Annotated in this window: 24 protein-coding genes; 5 read left to right on the top strand and 19 right to left on the bottom strand. The window is 37.4% G+C overall.

Translation table 11 applies throughout. The features are described 5' to 3' along the window. Window positions 1–77: 77 nt before the first annotated feature. The 5 genes from ACM26V_RS00530 to ACM26V_RS00510 all read left to right on the top strand — a co-directional run bounded on the left by ACM26V_RS00530 (window position 78) and on the right by ACM26V_RS00510 (window position 1,960). Window positions 78–260, top strand: coding sequence for a helix-turn-helix transcriptional regulator (locus ACM26V_RS00530; RefSeq protein WP_416149521.1), 183 nt, complete (start codon window positions 78–80; stop codon window positions 258–260). After that, the gene (locus ACM26V_RS00525; RefSeq protein ID WP_416149520.1) at window positions 257–457 is read left to right on the top strand and encodes a hypothetical protein; all 201 of its coding nucleotides are present in this window, start codon (window positions 257–259) and stop codon (window positions 455–457) included. Before ACM26V_RS00530 ends, ACM26V_RS00525 begins: the two co-directional genes overlap by 4 nt. A 428-nt stretch (window positions 458–885) precedes the next feature. Continuing rightward, complete coding sequence (locus tag ACM26V_RS00520) at window positions 886–1,140, top strand: hypothetical protein (protein ID WP_416149519.1); 255 nt, start codon at window positions 886–888, stop codon at window positions 1,138–1,140. A 15-nt stretch (window positions 1,141–1,155) separates the two neighbouring features. Next, the gene (locus ACM26V_RS00515; protein WP_416149518.1) at window positions 1,156–1,377 is read left to right on the top strand and encodes a hypothetical protein; all 222 of its coding nucleotides are present in this window, start codon (window positions 1,156–1,158) and stop codon (window positions 1,375–1,377) included. Window positions 1,378–1,756: 379 nt separating this feature from the next. Next, on the top strand, window positions 1,757–1,960 hold the full coding sequence (locus ACM26V_RS00510; protein WP_416149517.1) for a hypothetical protein: 204 nt from the start codon (window positions 1,757–1,759) through the stop codon (window positions 1,958–1,960). Between the two features lie 65 nt (window positions 1,961–2,025). Here ACM26V_RS00510 and ACM26V_RS00505 read toward each other — a convergent pair whose 3' ends face one another. The 19 genes from ACM26V_RS00505 to ACM26V_RS00415 all read right to left on the bottom strand — a co-directional run bounded on the left by ACM26V_RS00505 (window position 2,026) and on the right by ACM26V_RS00415 (window position 16,061). Next, window positions 2,026–3,129: an N-acetylmuramoyl-L-alanine amidase gene (locus ACM26V_RS00505; protein ID WP_416149516.1), complete on the bottom strand. Its 1,104-nt coding sequence runs from the start codon at window positions 3,127–3,129 to the stop codon at window positions 2,026–2,028. Between the two features lie 55 nt (window positions 3,130–3,184). Then, window positions 3,185–3,454 (bottom strand): phage holin, encoded by a 270-nt coding sequence (locus ACM26V_RS00500; RefSeq protein ID WP_416149515.1) that lies wholly within the window; start codon window positions 3,452–3,454, stop codon window positions 3,185–3,187. An 18-nt stretch (window positions 3,455–3,472) separates the two neighbouring features. Continuing rightward, window positions 3,473–3,751, bottom strand: a complete 279-nt coding sequence (locus tag ACM26V_RS00495) for a hypothetical protein (protein WP_416149514.1) — start codon at window positions 3,749–3,751, stop codon at window positions 3,473–3,475. Window positions 3,752–3,920: 169 nt separating this feature from the next. Further along, window positions 3,921–4,913: a site-specific tyrosine recombinase/integron integrase gene (xerA, locus tag ACM26V_RS00490; RefSeq protein ID WP_416149513.1), complete on the bottom strand. Its 993-nt coding sequence runs from the start codon at window positions 4,911–4,913 to the stop codon at window positions 3,921–3,923. A gap of 242 nt (window positions 4,914–5,155) precedes the next feature. Continuing rightward, a complete protein-coding gene (locus ACM26V_RS00485) occupies window positions 5,156–6,706 on the bottom strand; it encodes a right-handed parallel beta-helix repeat-containing protein (RefSeq protein ID WP_416149512.1) in 1,551 nt (516 codons plus the stop codon). Further along, on the bottom strand, window positions 6,675–6,806 hold the full coding sequence (locus ACM26V_RS00480; protein ID WP_416149511.1) for a hypothetical protein: 132 nt from the start codon (window positions 6,804–6,806) through the stop codon (window positions 6,675–6,677). Before ACM26V_RS00480 ends, ACM26V_RS00485 begins: the two co-directional genes overlap by 32 nt. Further along, window positions 6,796–8,421: a phage tail spike protein gene (locus ACM26V_RS00475; protein WP_416149510.1), complete on the bottom strand. Its 1,626-nt coding sequence runs from the start codon at window positions 8,419–8,421 to the stop codon at window positions 6,796–6,798. Before ACM26V_RS00475 ends, ACM26V_RS00480 begins: the two co-directional genes overlap by 11 nt. Next, window positions 8,421–9,134, bottom strand: a complete 714-nt coding sequence (locus ACM26V_RS00470; RefSeq protein WP_416149509.1) for a phage tail protein — start codon at window positions 9,132–9,134, stop codon at window positions 8,421–8,423. The genes ACM26V_RS00475 and ACM26V_RS00470 overlap by 1 nt, the downstream gene beginning before the upstream one ends. Further along, window positions 9,134–11,260: a hypothetical protein gene (locus tag ACM26V_RS00465; RefSeq protein ID WP_416149508.1), complete on the bottom strand. Its 2,127-nt coding sequence runs from the start codon at window positions 11,258–11,260 to the stop codon at window positions 9,134–9,136. The genes ACM26V_RS00470 and ACM26V_RS00465 overlap by 1 nt, the downstream gene beginning before the upstream one ends. A gap of 36 nt (window positions 11,261–11,296) precedes the next feature. After that, complete coding sequence (locus ACM26V_RS00460) at window positions 11,297–11,530, bottom strand: hypothetical protein (protein WP_416149507.1); 234 nt, start codon at window positions 11,528–11,530, stop codon at window positions 11,297–11,299. Window positions 11,531–11,586: 56 nt separating this feature from the next. Continuing rightward, entirely contained in the window at window positions 11,587–11,934 is a 348-nt protein-coding gene (locus ACM26V_RS00455) for a hypothetical protein (protein WP_416149506.1), read from the bottom strand. A 40-nt stretch (window positions 11,935–11,974) separates the two neighbouring features. Continuing rightward, window positions 11,975–12,577 (bottom strand): hypothetical protein, encoded by a 603-nt coding sequence (locus tag ACM26V_RS00450; RefSeq protein ID WP_416149505.1) that lies wholly within the window; start codon window positions 12,575–12,577, stop codon window positions 11,975–11,977. Next, entirely contained in the window at window positions 12,577–12,849 is a 273-nt protein-coding gene (locus ACM26V_RS00445) for a hypothetical protein (protein ID WP_416149504.1), read from the bottom strand. Before ACM26V_RS00445 ends, ACM26V_RS00450 begins: the two co-directional genes overlap by 1 nt. A gap of 4 nt (window positions 12,850–12,853) precedes the next feature. Next, entirely contained in the window at window positions 12,854–13,261 is a 408-nt protein-coding gene (locus tag ACM26V_RS00440) for a hypothetical protein (RefSeq protein ID WP_416149503.1), read from the bottom strand. Then, window positions 13,248–13,697: a hypothetical protein gene (locus tag ACM26V_RS00435; RefSeq protein WP_416149502.1), complete on the bottom strand. Its 450-nt coding sequence runs from the start codon at window positions 13,695–13,697 to the stop codon at window positions 13,248–13,250. Before ACM26V_RS00435 ends, ACM26V_RS00440 begins: the two co-directional genes overlap by 14 nt. Continuing rightward, window positions 13,690–13,992 (bottom strand): phage head closure protein, encoded by a 303-nt coding sequence (locus ACM26V_RS00430; protein WP_416149501.1) that lies wholly within the window; start codon window positions 13,990–13,992, stop codon window positions 13,690–13,692. The genes ACM26V_RS00435 and ACM26V_RS00430 overlap by 8 nt, the downstream gene beginning before the upstream one ends. A 4-nt stretch (window positions 13,993–13,996) precedes the next feature. Next, window positions 13,997–14,275, bottom strand: a complete 279-nt coding sequence (locus ACM26V_RS00425) for a hypothetical protein (protein WP_416149500.1) — start codon at window positions 14,273–14,275, stop codon at window positions 13,997–13,999. 12 nt (window positions 14,276–14,287) lie between these two features. Further along, window positions 14,288–14,644: a hypothetical protein gene (locus ACM26V_RS00420; RefSeq protein WP_416149499.1), complete on the bottom strand. Its 357-nt coding sequence runs from the start codon at window positions 14,642–14,644 to the stop codon at window positions 14,288–14,290. 70 nt (window positions 14,645–14,714) lie between these two features. Continuing rightward, window positions 14,715–16,061, bottom strand: a complete 1,347-nt coding sequence (locus ACM26V_RS00415; protein ID WP_416149498.1) for a phage major capsid protein — start codon at window positions 16,059–16,061, stop codon at window positions 14,715–14,717. Window positions 16,062–16,068 lie beyond the last annotated feature (7 nt).

Genomic DNA, 16,068 nt, shown 5'->3' with positions numbered 1-16,068 from the left:
TATTTTATTTATTTATGTTATATTTCGTAAGAGGATATTTACCAATTGTTGTTGAAAGATTAATTGAGGTGTAAATTATGGAGTTTAAAATTAAAGAAATTAGATTGAGTAAAGGCATCACTCAAAAATATGTAGCTAAAAAGGTCGGAATATCACAATCCTATTTGAGTAATTTAGAGAAAAATAAATTTAATCCTAGTGCGGAGATAATGTTTAAGATTGCCGATGTACTTAAATGTAAGGTGGATGATTTTAGATGAACGACATTGAAAGAAAGGTTTACCGGATCGTCTGGAATATTGATCATATGAAATCAAGAAACACGACATACAAAGAGTTACTTATAAAATCAGGAAGGAGTGAAAATAGATTGAATGAGGTTTTGAAATGTTTGGTTGATCAAAAGTTAATATGGTGGGATGAAGGGAAAACTAAAGAGGTTAAAATTAGAAAATAAGCATCCAATATTCATCAAAATCACAAACTTTTTCGGTGCCAAAAATGAATAAAAAACAGCAAAAATTTTCGAGGTAATTCTATGTTAAGTTCGGGTTCCAGCACCCCCCTAAAATGGCTTAGTGGCGCACCCTCATCTATATGAATCCCAATCATATAAGCATTTCATATAGCTAAAGTATATGAATCGCTTTTGAGTTTGTGAAATTTTTTTGCTATATATAACAAAAATTAGGCACAATACTTTATTTTGAGATCGTTATATAATGTCCATATAAGTAAACGGTTGTCCAAATCTGAAAACGTGTGAATAAGTCGACTTGAGGTAGTTTTTTTGTAGGGAAAATTCCCCTTTTAACTTGTCAACATATGTTAAAATGGTAAAAACAAATACAAGGGGGGTAAATCATTATGGGACTATGGGACAAAATGAAAGAAGGCGCTAAAAACTCCATTAAGGAAGAACAAGAAAAACAAGCTGCGGCCAAAGAAAGAATTAAAAAGATGGATGCTGAGGGTATTCCTTATTGCCCGAAGTGTAAATCAGAATCATTATCCGCTGAAAAAAGAGGGTTTAAATTAGGACGAGCGCTAGTGTTTGCGCCTGCTGGTTTTATTGGTAGGAAGAAGATCGAATTACATTGTTTAAATTGTGGAAATAAATTTAAAGCTTCATTAAAGTAATAAGAGTTGATAAAAATGAATTTAGGAAATAACTTTTTAACCGACATTGAAAGAAAGGTTTACCGGATCGTCTGGAATATTGATCATATGAAATCAAGAAACACAACTTACAAAGAGTTGCTAATTAAAACAGGAAGAGCAGAAAAGGAATTGAATGAAGTTTTGAAAAGTCTCGTTGAACAGAAGGTAATTTGGTGGGATGAAGGGAAAACTAAAGAGGTTAAAATTAAAAAATAAGCACCCAAATATTCATCAAATTCACAATCTTTTTCAGGCTGAAAATAGCAAATAAAACGATACGAAAAAACCTCATCGGCTCTGTATATAGTTCGAGTTACAGACCCCCTAAAAACCCCTTATAAACCCCTACATGACGGACTTTCAGCTATATGAACCAGAGTCACATAATCAATTCATATACCTCTGCTATATGAACAGGGTATGAGTTTGTGAAAATTTTTCGTCTGAAAAAAATTCAAAAATTAGACGAATTCTCTTTAGTGGAAATGTTATATAATTTAGTTGTACGGGCTCCTTGCTCGTGCACACATAGAACAAGAGGAAGCCGACTATAAAGATGTAGTTGGCTTTTTCTATAAAATTGGAGGGTGAATATATGTACTATGAAGATCAATTTAATATGATTAGAGAACTATGTGAGAGTGAAGAACAATTAAAAATGGTAAACCAACTAGAAGAAATAGTAGAGAGGGTTGGAGAAAACGATGCAAAACAATACGTGTTATTAGGCAAAATTTTAACCACTTCGAATGAATACCACATTAAAAAAATGATTAATGACTTCTTGGCTAAAAAGTGAGCAGAGGCAAACAACCCCTGCTCTTTTTTGTTGAAATCCTTAAGAATCCTAAATTGTTTTTGTCTTTAGAAAGAACCATTATTTAACTGTCGTTGCATTTCCTTAACCATCATACTCGATGGACGGCTGATTACACCATCTTGTGGAGTAACTAGATACTTTTGCAACGCTCGAATTGTGTTAGGCCCTAACAACCCATCAGCAGTCGATCCGACTTTCTTTTGTAGCGCACGAACAACCATACTACCACCACTGCCAAACGTAACACCTCCATACAAAGATTCGGTGACATTATTTCGTGGTTGGTTGCTAATTTCACCGTCTTGTACCGTGCCTAGGGATTTTTGCAGTGCTTTTGTCGTTGCACTGGCCCACTTTCCGTCTAAAGTTAAACTCGCTTTTCTTTTTGGTTTACCAGGTCTAGATTGGGATGTTTTTTCAGTTTTAAAATTATCTAGTACACTGGAAGACTGAGGACCAAACAAACCATCTACAGTAATCTTAGCAGCTCGTTGGAAATCGATTAAGGCCTTTTCTGTTTCATCTCCGAATTGTCCGTCTGCACCAAATCGCGGTAAATCAAATCCTGCAGCAATCAATCGCTCTTGCAATTTAACAACGTGGTCACCACTATCACCATGTTGGATTAGATCCTCATTTCCTGTTGGCATGCTGACGTGTTCAGCTTTTGGCTTTTGGATTTCTGTTTCAGAATTCCATGCCTTAACGTACTTATCAACGTCATCGAGAAACTTGTTCCATGAAACACCATTAGGCCCTAACCAAGATTGAGGATCAGAACGACGTGTAGGATCTTCAAAAGAATGGGCTGTAATCTTCTTTTTCGGATCCCAACCATAATCGACGCAAGCCTTAGCCCATGCCCAAACGTAACGATCATAAGCCTCTGCAAAATTACCTGTGCGACAAATGGAGATAGCAAGTGCTCTGTCGTTAGCTCGTCCAAGTCCTAACGTCTGACGGTCCATATCTCGTCTGACATGCCCTGCTTGCTCGTTAGTTGGTACAATCTCAATTATTTTATCAGAGTCTGCCAACTGGTGATAAGACGCTCTTACATCGTAGTTTTGGAAATATCTAACGTGTGCCTCCGCATCTGCTGAGTTATTTGCTGTTTCGTGAGCAACACCGAATGTCGGCTTGTCCATTTCGTTTCTGCTCCTGTTCACATTATTGGTGATGTGATCCTTCTCAATTTCGTATTTATTCTTTAAGGTCATCTTCTTTCAGCTCCTTCACTGTTTCTAAATATAAATCTGCTTCTTTCGCTTCCTCGCTATAGCTGTTGTTTCTCCAGTGGTTCCACATTTCCGAAACAACTAACGCAGACGCTGAAACTCCTGCTATAATTTGATCGTCGTTGAATGGCAACAGCTCAACCCCAAACATCATTGCGATAGCGTTACCAGCTACTAAAATCATCACGACTAAACGTACCCATTTGTTATCAATTTGTTTGACTTTTTCTTTCATGATTAAATTCCTCCTAATTTAAATTTGAGTCAATAAAACAACTAATGTAACTAAACCAAATAGCCAACCGCCCCAACTTTTTATACCTTCCAAAACTGACTGCGCGCCTTTCTTATTCGACTCCATCGACTCAACTCTTGTTTTCACTTCTCCGATTTCTTCTCGCAAACCATTATATTTTTTGATGACTTTTCTAGTTTCTGTCAACTCTGTTCTCAGATCCCTAAAATCACCCTGCACACTGTTGATCTGCTCAAATAAATCTTTATTTGTGTACCACTGGTCTTTATCTGGCATCGTCGACCCCCTCCACATATAATTAAATAATTGTTGATAGAACAAAAATAATCAGCACCCATAAAGGAATGCTGATTGAAAACCCATATAATAATCCTTTAAACACATTTCCCTCATCCATAGATTCAACTCCTTTAATATAATAAAAAGAGCCCCCAAAAGGGACTCTTTATTGCATATGGTATTTTTTATGCGCTTGTTTCTTACGGTTTTCTGAAACATGGGCATAGACAAGGGTAGTACTAGGGTCTTCGTGGCCCATGAGTTGCTGCACGTCCGCTAAGTCGGCGCCATTTTCCATTGCAAGCGTGCCAAAAGTGTGACGGAATGTGTGCGGAGTAAGTTTTTTGGATAATTTTGTTCTTTGCTCAATTTGATCCACACTTCTTTCGATGGCCCTATTTGTCATAGCTCGTATTGGTCTGCGCTCTGTCACAAATAATTGTTCGCAATCGTCTTTTCGTATGTTTAAATAGCCCTTTACATGGTGCAAGCACTTGAAAGATATATAAACAATTCTTTCTTTGTCGCCTTTCCCAATCACTCTCATGTTCATTTCTTGCATATTAATATCATCTATTTTCATTCTTTGAACCTCTGAAAGCCTGCATCCTGTCGAGTACATAACCTCCATCATTGCGCGTTCACGCCTTGATATACAGGATTCTCTCACGACTTCTAGCTCTTCTACACTCAATCCTTTTGGCAATCTTTTAGGCTTTTTAGGTGGTTTAATTTTCGTCGACGGATCCCTTAGAAGCAATTCCTCCGTTACTAGCCAAGAGAAAAATGTTTTGATTGCTGACAACTTTCGATCAACCGTGGATGCCATGTTATTTTCGTTACTTGCAAGGTATTTTCTAATATCCGATGTTGTGATTTGTACAACTGGCTTATTTATAAATTTAGCAAAACGGTTCAATTCTCCTGTATATCCTCTGATGGTTTCTTTTGCTAGACCTTCCACTTTTCGAGCAGATAAATATAGTTCGATTTTATCTTGAATATCGTTTTCAATATCTTTTTCAGATTTTCGATGTATTTCGTAGTTGCTCATAATCTCTTCCAGTCGCACTTCAAGCTTTTGCATGTCAACTTCAGGCGACAACGTACTAGTTACAACTTGCAGGTCATTCATAATGCGAGCCATATCATTAATCATATTCAATTCCCCCTGGAAAGGTTAATTCGCTTTAGAATACGCCTGCCAATAAAAAAGAAGCAGGTACGCATTCCAGGTGCGTTGACGAGAGGGTGATCAAGCCCTCTCTACCTACTTCTAAGTTAACATAACATTCCCAAGGGGTTCAAGTAAATAGCAAACATTTGTTTGGGTACATTTTACATAATTTATTAATCAATATTCAAATTTCATTTAGTGCAGAGTTTCCTCCTAATATAAAGTTAGATTAAAATTGTTTCAATGACATCATTTCCTGTGCTCGGCTCAGGTATGGCAATATCAGTAATTGCATTTACAACTTTTAATCCTGTCGTATTAGAAGGGAATCTTATAGGTTGTACATTGTTATTATTTGTAAAAACACATTTAATAATTTTAGTATTTATATTTTCAGAGTTTCGGGGCGTTATTATTGCTAGAGGTTCTGATATGCCACAGTCTAATATGTCACAATTTATTAGTGTCATATTACGTGCATTCCTTACAGCTTCTTCTATTGAGTTTTTAAATAAACAATTATCTAGCGTAATACTGAAATCTCCTGTGTTTGTACAATTAAATACAACTGTTCTATTATTTTTTCCATCTAATGTACAAGTATAAAAGTTTATTTGTCTGTAAGAATGTGCGGTGTCTGTGTCACCTGTGAATAAAACGGATTCAATTTTTGACCTTATAAAATCAAACTCATGGAGTTGTGATATTGAAACCGTATCAAATACCGCGTTAATTATTTGTCCTTTTTCTATAATAAAATTAGTAGAAAATGATAAATCACCATAATTGCCACCATCAATTTTAAAACCTCTCAGTATAGTGTTATTTCCTCCTGTGACACGTATGTCATCACTCCCATTATCAATGGACTCACAATTAATTAATACAATATTGTTATAAGTCTGTTCTTTTCTCACATCCATAACAAAACCTCGCCCATTGTTATGCTTAAATTTACAATCAATAAACTCAATATTATTTAAAATGGAATCAGCATGATTAGGTTCTAAATCAACACCGGCTTCAGGCGATTTACCATTAGTGTTTAAAAAAGAACATCGATGAAAATGACCATTTTCTAGGTTTGTTATACTCATACCTTGCCTCATATTATTATCAAAAACACAATCATAAGCGAACACGCCTTTGGATGGTTTATCTACTGAAACCTCACCTAAATACAACCCGTCGCTACCACAGTTTACAACAACTACATTGTGTAGCCATAACCCGCTAACTGATGTTAGTGATAAACCATGATTACCCCCATCCTGTGCACCTGTATTCGTACTGTTAGATGTTCTGTTACCGTCTAATATAACATTTTTTAAAGTGATGTTTTTACCTTCTATTTTTTTGAGTATAGAAACCATTTCTTCTTGATTATCTAACAGTCTTAATGTACTTCCTTGAAAATCAATTTCAATATTGTCCTTTAATAATATTTCTTCCACGTCGTATGTTGATGGTTCAAAAAAAACTTTAGAAGCCTTATTAATAACTTCCTGTATTTCATTTTTTGTCATGTCAGAAAAAACTTTGTAGGTTGCTATTTGTGCCAACTGTTCATTAGTGGTAGTTACTCTTTGATCATTTTTATCCAGTCTTTCATTCAAATTTTCATTATCTCCCCGAGCCAAAGAGACTTCCATATTTGCATTGCCTTCTTTGGCAGCATCATCATACGTACCCTTGATTGCATCGTGGATAGCTTGCCGAACGTCTTTCCCGTATATCGCGTTTTTAATTTCGGTTAGATAGTTTGTTATCGACACCACGAGCGCCCCCTCTCAGTTTATCTACTAATCTCTCTGTTTTAATCTTCACTTCTTCGGCACGATCGGCAATGCTTTGTCCTCTACTTTTATACTCCATTTTCTAACGCCTCGATTCTTACTAACATATCGTCAAGATCAACAGCATTAACTACCGTCACTTTGTTTAATTTCGTTTTATCCTCTTTGGCCATCAACCCGTCTTCTGTTTCCGTTACTTTATCGTATGGTACAAAACCATCTAGTTTTGTTTTATCATCAGAACTCATAAGGCCATCTTCTAATTCAGTCGCTAAATCATACGATTCAAGACTATCTAACTTAGTTTTATCCGTTGCACTCATAAGACCGTCTTCTGTTTGTGTAGATGGATCATAAACAGGAATAGCATCGATGGCATCATTCAAGTTATCAATTGCTTCGTTCAAACTATCTATTGCTGCTTCAAGCGCTGGAAGATCCCCTTCTTCAAGTTCGATCTGTACTTGCTGGACGGCATTTTCTACACTATTTAATTCAGTTTTAAGTACTCCAATACTTTGTGACTGACGTTCTTGAATATTTTCCAACTCAACAACTTTTTCAGCTGATTTATTAGCGTCGCTCTGGTACTCATTCAGCGTCTTAAACTTATCCCCAATGACAAGAGAGGCATCTTGTGGACTGTTTATATCTAGGGTTTTGCCAATCACTCTCAGTCTTTCATCGATACCCATAACCACATTTTTCACAGGATAAGAGTTTCCCTTTTCAAAAGAATCGATGTCTAATCCAATTAAAAACAGATCAAGAGCACTGATTTTATACTGAGTTTGAGCGACCTTTTGATTAGCTAACCAATTGACACCGTTTGACTTCAAGTTCGTTTCTTGAGTGACATCGTCCCACGTAATAGATCCACCCTGAACCCCAAACTCAGCAATCAGTGCTTCATCGTCTAGGTAAGGTAAGCCCTCATTTACTGATTCAATCGTCAATCTCGCTTGTGAAGCGTCCGTTGCTTCTTCATCTTCACTTTCAATCCTCGTGCCAAGTGGCGTTAATCTAGTGACAATATCAGTTGGATCTACGTCTCTGCTCATGCTGATTAAATTCTTCGCTATTCGTATTTCTGTGTTTTTATCCTCACCTACACGCTCTAATAAATCTAAAAAACGAACCCCGTCAGACTTTCTTATCTGGAGCTCGCCACCTATTGAATCTATTAACTTGTCTTTGATTGTTTCAAATGAATTGTCTTGTGCTGAAAGATAAAGATACAAATTATCAGTTGAGTTCGTAACGTTCATTTCACCGACTTCAAATCGTTTGTATTCTTCAACTTGTGAATTGTGATAAATTAATATTTCTGATAATAACTCTAAGGGGGTTCCTCTAAATTCCATGTGCCGCTGCATTGAGTCGTGTAAGTAGCCTAATTCGCCCTCACACTCGTATGAATTATTGAATAAACCACTACTATTCATGCTGTCACTTGGTCCTAGAACTCTTCCTTCAAACTCATATACGTCTGTTTTCATATTCCTGACTTTGATTAAAGTAGTAAAAGGCTTTGTTTTTCCGAAGCCTGGATTGTTTGGAAAAAAGCTGAAAGTGAAAGAATCAATTTTGTTTATCTCCGTTTTAATAGATCCACTTTCTAGTTTTATATCATTAACCTGTGAATCATGAATGATAGATTCTTCACCATCATTATTAATTGTGATTTTGTACATTAAATCAACTCCTTGTAAAACAAAAAGGAAATTGTACCGTTCCCAGTTATAGTCATCTCATTTTCACCTGACTTCAGAAAGAATTCACTGCTTTTAGATTCTCCAGAAGGAACAATATAGCTTATACCATCCATTAAAATACTGAATTCGCTTGATGCCGATATCTTAGGTATCAGATCAGGGACACCTACATTCAATAAGGTGACTGTTAATGATCCGTCAACAGTAAATTCAACAGGCTGCAATACGTCCAAATCGAAATTGATGTCATCCCATATGTCGTGTCCCTCTTCGCGTTCTGCAATCATAAACGGATACGCCTTGAATGTAACGTTCAATATTCCTAGTTCACGATCTTCATTGAACGAAGAATTCCCCTCGACTTCCGCTAAAAAATAATAGCCTGGGAACACATCGTCATACAATTTTTGTTTCCCTTTACTGTTCAACAACCAATTTATAATCATTGTCTTTTGTGTATTCATGGCCACTTTGGTTGCTTTAGCCATATTGACAATATTAAATGGGTAACTTAGACTCCTGGAGCTATAAACTTGAGATCCGTAGATATCACTAAAATCATATTCTTCATTTGAAAAAGGTACTTTCACCAGTATTTTTTCTTTATCAGGAAATCCTATGTCTTTGCCAGGGGGCATTGTAACTTTGAAATCCTTAAATGAATGTTTTCCGTTATACGAAATTCCGTTCATTACGCAAGCCCCCTTTCTGTTCTCCTGATTCTCACTCCACCCTCTTCAGCAGAATAATCACCAGTTACTTTAGCGAATGTTTTTCCGTCAATTTGCATATTCTTTTCTTCTCGTACAGCTTCAATTAACTTCATGAGCAACGTTTCTACATTCCCACCGCCACCTAAAATAGCATTTGTTTCAGGATTAGAAAACACATTCGAACCTTTTGCTAGATTAACTAATTCAGGTCCTTGTTCCCCGACAATCGCCGCGCCCCCAGCAAAGTTTCTAACCCCTTTTGCGAACATTGGTATATTTGGTGTGCCAAGCTCTATGGAAGGTATGCTAAAAGACTGTCCAAAAGGTAAAGATACTTCTTGTCCGCCTATCTTTAACTTGAAATTATTCCACTTACCAATAATCCAGTTAATAGCGCTTTTAAATGAGTTTTTTATTCCGTCCCACATTCCACTTGCTCTCGATGCGAATTTACCTTTCAATCCTCCGAAGAAACCAAGAAGATCGTTTACTTTTCCCTTTATCCAATCTACAGTTGTTCTCCATATCTCTGACAGTTTATTTCCTAACCATTTTGTAGCACCTACTATAGTGTCCCAATTAGCAATAATGATAGCGACTAATCCTATGATGGTAGCTATCACCCATCCGACTGGCCCCATAGCTAACAACCATGCAGCTGCCATCCTTGCAGCTTGCGCCATAGCTTGTGCTCCCATGAACACCCACTTAGCAACCATTATTGCGACACTGGCTACCTGAGTGGCGACTCCTGCAATTGCTGCTCCCTGAGTCATTACCCATGCGGCTACTTGCTTCCCCGCTGATAAGAGAGCTTGAACTCCTGCTAACGTCCACTGAACAATTAATCTTGTCGCAATAAGAGCTGCATAAGCAATGATGATAGGTTGTACAATTCCCCAGTGTTCTTCAATTTTTTCCGCGAGCCATCCGACAACTTCAATCGCTTTATTTATTGACTCTTCTATCAGTTGAAATGCATCATAAAACGCTTCTTCAATCATGGGTAGATGAGGCTCTATCCATTCCCACAGTTCAATAAGAGCAGGAATCACTTTTTCATTTAAAATTACAGATAATGTATCTGTTACTTCAATAATTTTATTAAAGGCTTCTTCAAAAAATTCTTGAATTTGTGGAATATGAGGTTCTATCCACTCCCACAAATCAGCTAGTACACCCTTAGCGGTTTGAAACGCATCCAAAAATAATTCTTTTATTAAAGGTAACTGTTCCTGGACCCATCCATACAAATTTTTAAAAACCGGCAATATATGGTCAGTTACAAAATCACTAACTTTACCCATAGCTAATTCAATTAAATTAAAAGCATTTTCTCCGAACGCTTGAATCTTTGGCATTTGTGATTCAAACCACTCGAATAGAACGGTTAAAATTGGTAGTACTTTTATAGCTATTTCTGTCACGAAAAAACTCAATCTTTCTTTCATATTTTCAACTTTTATTCGGAAGTCATTTGCTTTTTTCAAGTCATTCTCAGATATAATATTTGCTTTCCCTTTGGCATTATCCATCGCTTCAGCGCCTAAATCGACAACTGGTGCTAGTTCCTTCCAACTTCCGCCAAACAAATCAGCGCCTATTCTAGCTCTTTCTGTCTTGTCTTCCACACCAGATAAAGCTTCAGTTAGTACGTTCATCCGTTCGTCAGCACTCATACTTTCTATTTCGCTTAACGATAGTCCTAAAGCTGATAAAGCTTCTTGTCCTTTGTGTCCTTCTACGCTCATCGTATCTAGGTTTTTTGTTAGTTTAAAAGAGGCATCTGCAACCGCATCGGTCGAAACACCAGCTTCTTCTGTCACTTTTCGCCATGCTTGAATAGCATCTGTTGACATGCCTGTTGTGGAATTTAAATCAAGTATTTCATCCGCGGTATTGCCTATCTTTACTCCTAACCCCACCATTGCTCCAACAGCAACGGCAGCACCTGCTGCTAACGCAGCACCAAACTTTGCAGCCGTCTTAATTCCGCCGCGTAATCTATCGCCCATTGTTTTTGTGTTTTTATCAGTTCTTGATAAACTAGCGTTTGCTTCTTTGTCATCGATGAGGATTCGGCCGAACATTTTAAATAATTCCAACTTCTCACCCTCTTTCCGGGCATAAAAAAAGAGCCTTTATTCAGGATTTTTTACTTTACTTTTTAACTTATTAAATGTTTCTGCTACTGTTTCAGGAGTTGATTGTTCTTGAGGAGCCTTCATTTTCTTCAGATAATTATTAAATGAAACGAATGTTTTATCATCCATGTTTTGATAATCAACTAGCCATCTTTCCCATACTATTTCCTCTAATTTCTTTTCAGAAGCTTTGATCAATAACTTTGTAATATTCACAATTGGTAGTTTCATAACATAATTGAAACAATAAAAGCTATCCAGTAGGTGAAGGGTTTCTTCGTATCCTCCTACTCGATAGCTTGTTTGAAAAAAGCAACTAACTCAGGATCTGAAAATATTGTTTTTATTGTCACGATTGTTTTAAAGAAAGGTTGTTTTTTTACTTCATTTGGAGTTTTCTTTTGTGCAATGGAGACGATGTGAAAAAATTCATTTTTAACTTTTCCAGAGTTTCTTAAAATATATTTGGCTCCGTCTATAGCAGCCCATAAGTAATCATCTTTGTTAATTTTCTTTTTAGCTAGATCTTTCCTATACGTATCAAAATCAACTTTGTCATAAATAGCCGCCACATAAGGTAGCATGTCAAAGGCTTGTTCACTATCAATTGGCTTTTCTTTCACTTCTTCCGTCATAATAACCTCCTAAAATAGAGGGGGAAATAACCCCCTTGATTTACGTTGCCGTTTCACTTTCGTATTGAACGATATAAGTAGGTACAATAACCTCTCCATCGTCATCCAATTGTTCATAGTCAAAATGTGCTGTAAAAGTAGTCTCCGCAACCACTTCGTCCTTATCTGTAAAAGCCATTGATAATGCTCCATCACCTAATACATTTTCAATTACATAAGCGACCACATCACCATTTACATTAGATGTGATATAAGCTAAATTTTCTATATAGTCTTCTTCATCATAATCAACTTTAGGACGATATTTATTATACTCAGGCACATCTACCCCATTCGTTACATTTGTAACTTTTCCAGGCATATTCTTTTTCAATTTAGCATGATCTAATTCAAGGGCCGTTACCGTAATCTGAATTTTTTGCTCCGTCTTACGTTTTAGTCCCTTGCTATCTTCCCCGCGGTCACCATCAAAACGAATAGGTTTATTGGTAGGTTCGACATTGTAACTTCCACCTCCACGCACCGCGCCAAATGCAATAGTCTCTGGGGCATCCCAGTCATCTGGATTAAAGTTAAAGACCAAAACCCCTGCGCCTAACTGCACGTTTTTAGGATTTGGTACTGCTGGTCTTGTAATCGGCATCACTCAACACTTCCTTTCTTTGTAACTAGCATTTTCCATCGCAATTGCATGACAACATATTCAGCGGCTAACATTTTGACATCATCCCATACGAGGTCAGTCATTTCTGCTAATTCTTCGTCTAACATCATTCCTCTGACTAAATCTTCAAAGTCTTCCGGTTCTTCTTCAGGAAGTTCTTCAGGTTTAGCGCAATCATCGCAAATGGTATTGTTAGATGGTCCTTTTTCGTACCAATTTTTACTACACTCTACGCACGTCATTGTTCCCATGCATTCACGCTCCGTGTGCTCTGACTTGATAAACATATTGTCTACGTTTTAACTGTTTATCAGGATCCCTTAACTGTCGTCTGTTTTCAAGGTAAAAAGTCAGTCCTAATGTTTCGGTAACAAGCAATGTTTTACCGTCTAATCCATCTTGATCGTTATTTACATGGTCGCAAAGGATTTCTAGTTCTGTCGTATCTGTTTTGTTATCCCAAAAATCTAATTCAAAAACAAAGTTTTCCATCGAATTTCCCTTGACAGAATTGGGCAAATCATAAACAATGTATGGATATATTGCATCATCCGGTGCATCTTCAGAATGAACTCTTGATTTTTCTACACCATTTACTAAGACATCAGGATGTTTAGACTCAAGAAAAGAAGCGATATATTCACGAATATCAATCATTTTCATCGTTATCACCTTCATTTTCTGTATCTATTTCTGCTCTCGCACGATTGTCGTCCTCGATCGCGCTGATAAATTGACCTTGTATTTTTCTGATTGCATCAGTTTCGGCCATAACGGTTGATCGAATAATACCTCGTTTTGGTTGATTTTTCGTACCTAATTCTTGCCCTGAGCCGTACCATGTTCCATGCTTAGAACCAATGACAAGATCAGTTTCTCTTCGCCTCGCCCAATACTGGAACGCCGCTCCTAATCTTCTGTTTTTTCTCATACCTGGCATTTTTCGTGCTTCACGAAGCATGCGTCGTCTTAAGTGAGCTCCGGTAGCCCGATTAGCTGCCCGGATCAATTCATGTAAAGTAAATTTAGCTTTATCAACACTAGAAACGACTTCCACTCCATCTTTTCTTGTTCGAACTGGATTTGGTATTCTAGCCATTCGGAAGTCCCTCACAAATAAGCTCAATCGTTTGATCGGGTTTCTCATGGGTTCGAATAACCTGATACGTTTTATTTTTATACATTATTTTTTGTTCTCCGAGATACTGATTCTCCCAGGTAACAAACATTAGCTCAGGCTTTAATCCTGTTGCCATCGCTTGGTAGGTTTCAGACTGTCTTATTGACCTTTTTTCTGCCAAAACTTGCCTTGGTGTTTCCTCTTCAACGATATCCTTCATTTTGTTTTTACTGTTTTTTATGCTCAGTAAATAAATAACACTATCAAACCTCACATAATCACCCCATTGCTAATTGGCTCAGCATGATTTTAAAAGCAGGAGAAAATTTCACTTCACCCGACTTAAGTTCCCATAAATCCGCAACACCCATTGCGATAATTCCAATAGCTAAATCACTATCTAGTTTCTCTTCTGATACACCAGCTCCGACCATGTATCCTTTAACCGCCATTAATTTTTGCCTTAAAACTCCATCAAGAGCAGTAGTTTCAATGGGGATATTTAATCCCTTTTTGCATTCTTCAATTAATTTAATAATTTCTTGTTCACTACTCATTGGCCATCACCCTTATTCTGCGGAAATTTCATGTTCAACCGAAAAAGGTACCAAGACAATTTCTAAACCTGTTTCCTTCATTTCTTGACGTATTTTTTTAGAGAGGTTTTTGTGTTCAGTATCTGTTAATTTCTTTTTTGCTTTGAAGAATATAATACCTTTTTCTTCAGATACTTCTTCTACGGTGGACGAATTGGGATAAGCCTTTCTTTTGTCTGCCTTAGCATCCATTTCCTCGTCAGGTTGTTTTGCCTCTTGCTCAATTCCCAAATTATCATCCTTAACTTCAACTTTTTCCGCTTCAGGAACCTTATCTTCTTCTAATTCCTGTTTTACTTCCTCCGGTTTTTCGGTTTGCTTTTTTACCATTTCAAATACCTCCTCAAAGTAATTTAACCCCTCAAATTTGAGGGGTTAATCAATTAATATCCTAATTTCATTACGTGGCAGTAACTTTCTTCACACGTACAAAACCTTTATGCATGGATACATTTCCACCAGCCCATACAGATCCGCGGTAGGCAATCTGACCGGTTCGGAATTTATAATCGCGAGACTCTTCAACAGTCACTGCTGAGAATACAGGCATTTCATAAGCTTGTGGAAAACCATAAGCCAGGCAATACGTATCCGCTACAGTGCCATCAGCAGACAATGCTGGGGCTGAGCTGTTAATGATGAACGGCACTTCAAAAGAATCATCAGAAGAGATCGTTCCAGTGTTTCCTTCTTTCTTAATCTTATAAAGTTTCTTGCCGTCAGTAGACCTAACTTTACTGAATGCTGCAAGGTCCAGTTTATTGACTATCAAGAATGCTCCTCCTTCAATTTCCTCGTCACCACCATACCCGAAAACAATTTGATCTAGTGTATCAGGTCCAATTTCAGCAACCTCGATGTCACTTGCAACAGGAATAACGTTTGTAGGAGCGTTAAAAATACCAGTTAAGGCATTCGCTCCACCTGCGCCAACAAGAATTTGACGAGTAATCTTTTTACGTAAAGCTTTGCCTACGCTGCTTGCTACAGATGACTGATAATTCACGTTTGGTAGCTTCATAGCTTCGTCTGAAATCTCAGCATAAGCGGTGATTTTAGCTTTTCCCATCGTTACATATCCAAACTCTGGATCTGTTTCAGTGTAGTTACCGTCTTCACTTGTGTAATCACCTTCACCGTCAGATACTTCAAATCCTTTCGTGTAAGATTCTCCGCCCATTAAAGGTACGCCATTTACACGATCGATCAGCGTAGAAACTTCGTTAAAATTACCATTAAGCGTGTCAGAGTATTTCTTTTCGACAACAAGCGTTCCTCCGCCAACAGTTACTGCACGAAGTTCAGGAAGCTCATCGATATCAAAATCAACCGTCTGCTTAGCTTTCAGGTTGGCTCCTCGAGTTTCATACTTTGTTTCCAGATCCTTCTGACGTTTTTCATCTCCAACACCTTGAGCGTTACCCATTGAGTAAGTTCCCATCGGATTCAATTGACCTGCAGGAGTACTTCGCTGTTCTGGATCATCATCATGATCCTTATCCTTATCTTTCCCTCTTCCTTCTGGATCTTCATCAGGTAGATCGGCCAATTGTTTCGTGTATCCGTCAATATCCGAATCTAACTCTTCAATATTAGATTCGATCGTTCGCGCTTCTTTCCCCAAAGACTTCGCCTCATCAACAGTCTTGCTTTCTTCGATTTTTCCACGAAGTTCTTTCACCTGCGTTTTAAGCGCAGCTCTTTTTTCTTCTTTCTTTTTCAATTGATCTTTTAGCCATTTTTTCATGTTTATC

This window comes from Salipaludibacillus sp. HK11, assembly GCF_047795645.1.
GTDB lineage: Bacteria > Bacillota > Bacilli > Bacillales > Salisediminibacteriaceae > Salipaludibacillus.
The sequence above is the reverse complement of the archived record's forward strand: the minus strand, read 5'-3'. Positions and strand labels throughout refer to the sequence as shown.

Bases quoted from the DNA above. Each gene is read 5' to 3' on its own strand.
- ACM26V_RS00470 (WP_416149509.1), bottom strand. From the start codon at position 9,134: ATGAACGGAATTTCGTATAACGGAAAACATTCATTTAAGGATTTCAAA.
- ACM26V_RS00520 (WP_416149519.1), top strand. From the start codon at position 886: ATGAAAGAAGGCGCTAAAAACTCCATTAAGGAAGAACAAGAAAAACAA.
- ACM26V_RS00480 (WP_416149511.1), bottom strand. From the start codon at position 6,806: ATGGAGTATAAAAGTAGAGGACAAAGCATTGCCGATCGTGCCGAAGAA.
- xerA (WP_416149513.1), bottom strand. From the start codon at position 4,913: ATGATTAATGATATGGCTCGCATTATGAATGACCTGCAAGTTGTAACT.
- ACM26V_RS00440 (WP_416149503.1), bottom strand. From the start codon at position 13,261: ATGAAAATGATTGATATTCGTGAATATATCGCTTCTTTTCTTGAGTCT.
- ACM26V_RS00425 (WP_416149500.1), bottom strand. From the start codon at position 14,275: ATGAGTAGTGAACAAGAAATTATTAAATTAATTGAAGAATGCAAAAAG.
- ACM26V_RS00515 (WP_416149518.1), top strand. From the start codon at position 1,156: ATGAATTTAGGAAATAACTTTTTAACCGACATTGAAAGAAAGGTTTAC.
- ACM26V_RS00510 (WP_416149517.1), top strand. From the start codon at position 1,757: ATGTACTATGAAGATCAATTTAATATGATTAGAGAACTATGTGAGAGT.
- ACM26V_RS00435 (WP_416149502.1), bottom strand. From the start codon at position 13,697: ATGGCTAGAATACCAAATCCAGTTCGAACAAGAAAAGATGGAGTGGAA.
- ACM26V_RS00495 (WP_416149514.1), bottom strand. From the start codon at position 3,751: ATGCCAGATAAAGACCAGTGGTACACAAATAAAGATTTATTTGAGCAG.
- ACM26V_RS00505 (WP_416149516.1), bottom strand. From the start codon at position 3,129: ATGGACAAGCCGACATTCGGTGTTGCTCACGAAACAGCAAATAACTCA.
- ACM26V_RS00455 (WP_416149506.1), bottom strand. From the start codon at position 11,934: ATGACGGAAGAAGTGAAAGAAAAGCCAATTGATAGTGAACAAGCCTTT.
- ACM26V_RS00475 (WP_416149510.1), bottom strand. From the start codon at position 8,421: ATGTACAAAATCACAATTAATAATGATGGTGAAGAATCTATCATTCAT.
- ACM26V_RS00525 (WP_416149520.1), top strand. From the start codon at position 257: ATGAACGACATTGAAAGAAAGGTTTACCGGATCGTCTGGAATATTGAT.
- ACM26V_RS00450 (WP_416149505.1), bottom strand. From the start codon at position 12,577: ATGCCGATTACAAGACCAGCAGTACCAAATCCTAAAAACGTGCAGTTA.
- ACM26V_RS00415 (WP_416149498.1), bottom strand. From the start codon at position 16,061: ATGAAAAAATGGCTAAAAGATCAATTGAAAAAGAAAGAAGAAAAAAGA.
- ACM26V_RS00445 (WP_416149504.1), bottom strand. From the start codon at position 12,849: ATGGGAACAATGACGTGCGTAGAGTGTAGTAAAAATTGGTACGAAAAA.
- ACM26V_RS00420 (WP_416149499.1), bottom strand. From the start codon at position 14,644: ATGGTAAAAAAGCAAACCGAAAAACCGGAGGAAGTAAAACAGGAATTA.
- ACM26V_RS00460 (WP_416149507.1), bottom strand. From the start codon at position 11,530: ATGAAACTACCAATTGTGAATATTACAAAGTTATTGATCAAAGCTTCT.
- ACM26V_RS00500 (WP_416149515.1), bottom strand. From the start codon at position 3,454: ATGAAAGAAAAAGTCAAACAAATTGATAACAAATGGGTACGTTTAGTC.
- ACM26V_RS00530 (WP_416149521.1), top strand. From the start codon at position 78: ATGGAGTTTAAAATTAAAGAAATTAGATTGAGTAAAGGCATCACTCAA.